The organism is Flavobacterium branchiophilum NBRC 15030 = ATCC 35035, assembly GCF_002217205.1.
Lineage (GTDB): Bacteria > Bacteroidota > Bacteroidia > Flavobacteriales > Flavobacteriaceae > Flavobacterium > Flavobacterium branchiophilum.
This window is the reverse complement of record NZ_MUGT01000100.1, coordinates 1-5,285: the sequence shown is the minus strand read 5'-3', so window position 1 is coordinate 5,285 and position 5,285 is coordinate 1. Positions and strand designations below refer to the sequence as shown.

Here is a 5,285-nt window from a genome sequence, read left to right as displayed (position 1 = left end):
AAATTTTTGTAGGTAAATTTTATTTTTTTTAAAAAACCTTTGTCAAATTTTCAAAATTTGACAAAGGTAATCCCATCTTACTTCTTATTTCTAACTTCTAACCTCTAATTTCTAACCTTTAACTTCATACTTCATACTTCCCACTTACAAGAAGCCGCCACATTTGGCATTTTCACGCAGGGGCAGTTCCCGCCATACGCTGTATCTTTTTGTTTTTAAAGAAAAAACAAAAAGGATGCCGCTACTGTCGGGGCTAGGTTGCAGCTTTGGTGTATGTTAGTGATGTTTTTAGAACAGTATCATAAGATTATTTAGTTAGATAAAAAACCCGAGCAATTGCTCGGGTTTTTGCTTACATTATAGATTTTGTTTATTCTTTCCTTAAATAAAATTTTGTATTAACAATTCCCTTTTTTACAAAATAAAGTTTGTTTCCTTTTATTTTAAATGTAAGGGTATCTGGAGGAAAGTTATTTTTTGTTGAATCCAAAAAACAAATTACTTGTTTTTCTTTTAATATATAATGCCCTTTAGCAAAAATACTTATCGTATGTATTTCTGTCTTTTCAACAGTATTGTCAGAATTTAAAGTTATTTGAAAAAATGCACTCTTATCTCTTGAATAACTAGTATTATATTTTCCGTAAATATTTTTACTACAAGAAGTAAATATTATCAAGAATCCGATCAATAGAATTATTTTTTTCATCCTTATTGTGGTTTATATGTTGTGGTTCCAATTCTAAAAGCTGCGTTATATTTGTTAGCAAATGATTGAGAATTTTGCTTTATGCCTGCGGCATTTGGGTTTTTCTCATAATTTTATCAAACAAAACTTCTTACTAATAATTCCTGCACCTTTTATACGATATAATTTATTGCCTTTTATTTTCAAAATAATTGTGTCTGAAAAAGGTCTAAATTCTTGTCTATCAACAATAGTGTCATCTAAAAATACTCTATCAATATTAGGTTTATCTGGAAGTAATTTAATATTATTCTTACCTTCTACCCAATTGCCTCTTGTAATGCCACCTCCAACAGAAGAAACAGTTTGCAGTTCATATCTTTTATTATCTTCTAACTTTAAAACTATATTATAAGAAGTATTTTTTTTTGTCAACACATAAATACCAATGCTTTTCTTTTGACTAATACATCCATATAAAATAAAAAATAAAAAAAGTAATAATTTAGTTTTCATAATTATTGTGGTTTATAAGTTGTATTATTTATTCTAAAAGCAGCATTATATTTATTAGCAAATGATTGAGGGTCTTTTTTTATACCCGCTGCATTTGGATGATTAACAGCATTAATAGGGCCTGATGGAATTCTTGAGTCATATGCTTCTTTTGTTAATACATCGGCTGGCGAATTTATATTTTCCCTTTGCCCGAACAAGGCTCCTCTTTGATAAGCTTGGACTTCATCTGATAAATCAGAAAATAACATATTGCCACTTATTAGATAAGAACCTCCTTTGTTTTTAGTTAATCCTAATGAGGTTTCTCCTGTTTCAAATTGATACATATGCTTTAATTCGTGAGAAAAAAGGCCTAAATCTGTACCAGAAGAAACGGTTAGTTGAACTCTGTTATTTTCGCTATTAAAGGTTGTCTGATTGGTAGTTGTAGAGTTTCCAAAAGCATCTTTTTGTGTACCTCCATTATCAGTAACAACATCGTAAACTTGCGTAGAAGCTGCTAATGTTGCTGTTTCTCCTCTTGTAGTTTCTAATTCTTCATTATTGGCTGTAAGTGAGTTAATGTTTCTATTCCATCTAGCAATTTGCCTATCACTACCTCCTCCTGCAATTTTAGCTTTATAGTCAGCAATACTGCTATTGTTTTTTTCTTGTCTAGAATTTATATCAGCAATTAATCTGTTGACCCATTCCCAAGCACCTTCTGTAAATTCATTACCATCAACATCTAAATATAACACAGGGTTGTTTCCTGCATAGTGATATGGAGAAAATGAAACATACTTTTCTGATTTATTATCAATACTTCCCCATCGACCAATATCTGCCATATAATTCCTCGCTCCATAATCATACATATTCAACCCCAACTCATCCTGCCACTCTTTCCCATTATACTTATAATTATAAACCAAAGGAAACAAAGGCGTTACGGGTTTTATTTTGGAGGCAACACTTTCACGCACATACAACCGCTTGTCGGAGTTGTAGTTGGTGTGTTTGAGCCCAAAAGGGTAGTAGTGGTTTTCTTCCAAAATCGACAAGGCTCCTGTTGGAGCTTGCGTGTAACTCATCCTGATATTCCCCAAATGGTCTGTGTAATTAAACACGTAATTGTACAAACTACTTTCAGTTAATTTGTAAGATTTATTCACATTTACATAACCTTCAGCATGCGGAAAAAACACCAACCCACCATCGCCAGAAGGCAAGGTTTTGTACTGAAACCCGTTAATGTAATCGGTTGTTGTAATTACTCCAGCCTCGTTTATCACTTTGTTCACTTTTTGCCCACTTGCGGTGTAAAGATACGTAATGTAATTGGAATTACCAAATAAAATTTTTGTAGGTAAATTCAAGTGGTTGTAAGTAATATTTTTGATGTTTTTGTTCAAATCCACAGTCATATTGCCGTTGTTGTCATACTCAAAATCATCGTTTTGGGTGTTGCCATCGTTAAAACCCTTTGGATTTGCCGTGTCATCTGTAACCGACAACAGCAAATTTGAATCAGGTTTGTAAGTATATCCCAAAACATCCATTTCTTGAGCATACATAAACGACGAATCAGAATCCAAATCGCCATTACGTCTCAAATTCAAGATGTTACCATTTTTGTCATATTCCAATCGCTCATCATACGAACCAGGAAAAGCGTTTGTACTTTTCATAGTCTTGTACAAACTGAATAACATCACCTTTTTTATCGCAAGCGTGGCATTTGTATTTATTTTGGCTAAAACTTACTTGTAAACTCGCTGTGCTATCATCGTGGAACGGACAACGGAGCATATTGTTTTTGTCTTCTTTTAAATTGTAGTGTTGCAGTACGTTTACTAGTGGTAAGTTTTGTTTGATTACACTTATTTCCATTGTTTACAATTTAGTTGAATATTCTTCAATATGTTTATTCATTATATTGAAAGCAAAAATTTAATTATATTTCATAATATTGCAATATAATTTCATAAAAGTAAATATTAATACTGAAAACTTTTAACTTATTATAAATTTGAATGAAAAAATAGCACTTTATAATATAAAGTTCAACGAAAAAATCAAAGCTTTACGTAAAGCTGCCGATATGAACCAAAAGGAGTTAGCGGACAAAATACACATTCACGTTACCCATTTGTCTAAAATGGAGAACGGACACCTTTTACCGTCCATTGATATTGTACAGCGACTAATGAAAGTGTTTGCTGTTTCGGCGGACAGCCTTTTAAATGACAGTGAAAATAGTGTAGTAGAGTTACAGAATCACGAGCTTAACGAACAACTAATGCTTATTAATCAACTTGATGAAGATGAAAAAAATGCCTTGATTAAGATTATTAATTCGATGTTGACTAAAAAAAGAATGAAAGATTTATTAGACGGTAAAGTGAGTTTTTAAGCCTATAAAAGATGAGGAAAATATTTGCTGTTGTTTTCATTTTGGTTTGCGGTTCTGCTCTTGCGCAAACGAAAAAAGATACTCTTGAACTTTTAAATTTTGAGTTTCGTTGGTACAATACTTCGCCTTGTGGTTGCTATATATTTCCTAAAAATGATAGTATTTACACTAAAAAAGATACCATAAAACAGCAGCTAATTTTATTTAAAAATAGAACAAAACTTTTTAAAAAGAAAAAACCACTCGGATAAGGAGTGGTTTTTTAGTTTTTAATATTATTTAATTCACTTTAAATCATCTATTTTTATTAATTCTGGTTCTTCTAATACTCTTTCTTTTGTATTAATAACTAGATTTCCTTTATACCTAAATGTGGTGAACATTTCTATAAAAACAAGATGATTTTTATAATTCATTAAAGGATTATCTAGTGTTTTATATCCAAAATCATAAATTGAGTTTCCCTTATCATATATCAATAAATGTGTTTTGTATTTTATATTGTTTTCAGTTGTAAATACTTCTATAAGGTAATAATCTTCGCTAGTTTGTTGAAAAGTATATTTTCTTATAAAATACTTAAACTTTTTATTCTTGATTGAAATTTGTCTAAATGTTTCTTTTATATAATTTTTAGCCGATATTCCCAAGTCCTTTTTATCGTAACTCAAAACTGCATAATACAACTCTGGATTTTCTTTAGAATAAGGTACATAAAATAAAACTCCTTCTTCTTTAGTTGGTTTCCAATTTACAGGAATGCTTGTTTTTACCTTACTATCCTGATATGATTTCCAATTAATTTTAATTTCTTTTTTATAATTATCTTCATACACCCATTGCCCAACTTTAAAACCATCTTTTTTAATTCCTATTCCGCTCTTTTTTTGGTTATCATTATTACAGCTAAATAAAAACAATACTACAAAAAGCATAGACTGGATCAGTATTCTTGTTTTAGTTATGTTGCTTTCTTTTGTCATTTTTTTTCTTTATTTTGAGAAGATGAATTAGTATTTGCTTTATTTGTATTTGGGGTGGTTTTCTCTTGGGGTTTTTGTCCAACTGATAAACTACCAGATACTTTAAAATATGCTCCTGCAACTTTAGGAGTACTTACTTCACCTTGAATACCTGCTCTTGTACTTGATTTTTTATCATTTGAGCCTTTTGAATTTGATACAAACACACCATTATTACCAACTCCTGCAACTACTTTTGCTGTTTTTGTAGTTTCTCCATTTTTAAGATTAACTTCATTAGTAAGCGAACCAGTAACCTGTACTGGTCCAGCTTTGCCAGTTGCGCTTACTTCTGTTACTAATTTAGTAGTATTGCTAATATCAAATGTAAATGGTCTACTTGTACTTGTACCATTGCTGTAAAAGCTATCCATTGCAGAATTATAAAAATTAGTTCCCCCTGATACTGTTGTCGTATTTTCGACCGCTGTTGCTGGGGCAATTTCTCTTCCTGCAGTAAAAGACTGTTCAAATTGAGCACCAATATTGTCTAATGTTTTTAAGAATGTTTCTCCTACTTCTCTAAATGCAGCATTCCATTGCTGTGTTTGATTCCCTGGAACCCATTCCAAACCTTCTAACTCCCTACCGTCGATAACACGGTTTTCAGCAAAATTATATACACCGTTATAAACGTATTTCTCAGCAAGAGGATCAATTG

The 5,285-nt window shown here is 31.2% G+C and carries 7 protein-coding genes and 1 pseudogene; 2 read left to right on the top strand and 6 right to left on the bottom strand.

Features of this window, described 5'->3' with window-relative positions:
• Positions 1–370 precede the first annotated feature (370 nt).
• The 4 genes from B0A58_RS11400 to B0A58_RS11385 all read right to left on the bottom strand — a co-directional run bounded on the left by B0A58_RS11400 (position 371) and on the right by B0A58_RS11385 (position 3,079).
• Positions 371–709: a hypothetical protein gene (locus B0A58_RS11400; protein WP_089081161.1), complete on the bottom strand. Its 339-nt coding sequence runs from the start codon at positions 707–709 to the stop codon at positions 371–373.
• Between the two features lie 105 nt (positions 710–814).
• Positions 815–1,204 (bottom strand): hypothetical protein, encoded by a 390-nt coding sequence (locus tag B0A58_RS11395; protein WP_089081160.1) that lies wholly within the window; start codon positions 1,202–1,204, stop codon positions 815–817.
• Positions 1,205–1,206: 2 nt separating this feature from the next.
• Positions 1,207–2,877 (bottom strand): RHS repeat domain-containing protein, encoded by a 1,671-nt coding sequence (locus B0A58_RS16840; protein ID WP_243389489.1) that lies wholly within the window; start codon positions 2,875–2,877, stop codon positions 1,207–1,209.
• Complete coding sequence (locus B0A58_RS11385; protein ID WP_089081159.1) at positions 2,843–3,079, bottom strand: CHC2 zinc finger domain-containing protein; 237 nt, start codon at positions 3,077–3,079, stop codon at positions 2,843–2,845. Before B0A58_RS11385 ends, B0A58_RS16840 begins: the two co-directional genes overlap by 35 nt.
• A gap of 139 nt (positions 3,080–3,218) precedes the next feature.
• Between B0A58_RS11385 and B0A58_RS11380 the strand changes: the two genes are divergently transcribed.
• Together B0A58_RS11380 and B0A58_RS11375 are read left to right on the top strand one after the other, a co-directional pair.
• Positions 3,219–3,602, top strand: a complete 384-nt coding sequence (locus B0A58_RS11380; protein WP_133063130.1) for a helix-turn-helix domain-containing protein — start codon at positions 3,219–3,221, stop codon at positions 3,600–3,602.
• Positions 3,603–3,613: 11 nt separating this feature from the next.
• A complete protein-coding gene (locus B0A58_RS11375) occupies positions 3,614–3,853 on the top strand; it encodes a hypothetical protein (protein ID WP_089081158.1) in 240 nt (79 codons plus the stop codon).
• 33 nt (positions 3,854–3,886) lie between these two features.
• On the opposite strand, the gene B0A58_RS11370 is transcribed toward B0A58_RS11375, so the two are convergent.
• Positions 3,887–4,585, bottom strand: coding sequence for a hypothetical protein (locus tag B0A58_RS11370; RefSeq protein ID WP_089081157.1), 699 nt, complete (start codon positions 4,583–4,585; stop codon positions 3,887–3,889).
• Positions 4,582–5,285: pseudogene (locus B0A58_RS16475) on the bottom strand (hypothetical protein); the annotation flags it as partial. The gene B0A58_RS11370 and the pseudogene B0A58_RS16475, both read right to left, overlap by 4 nt.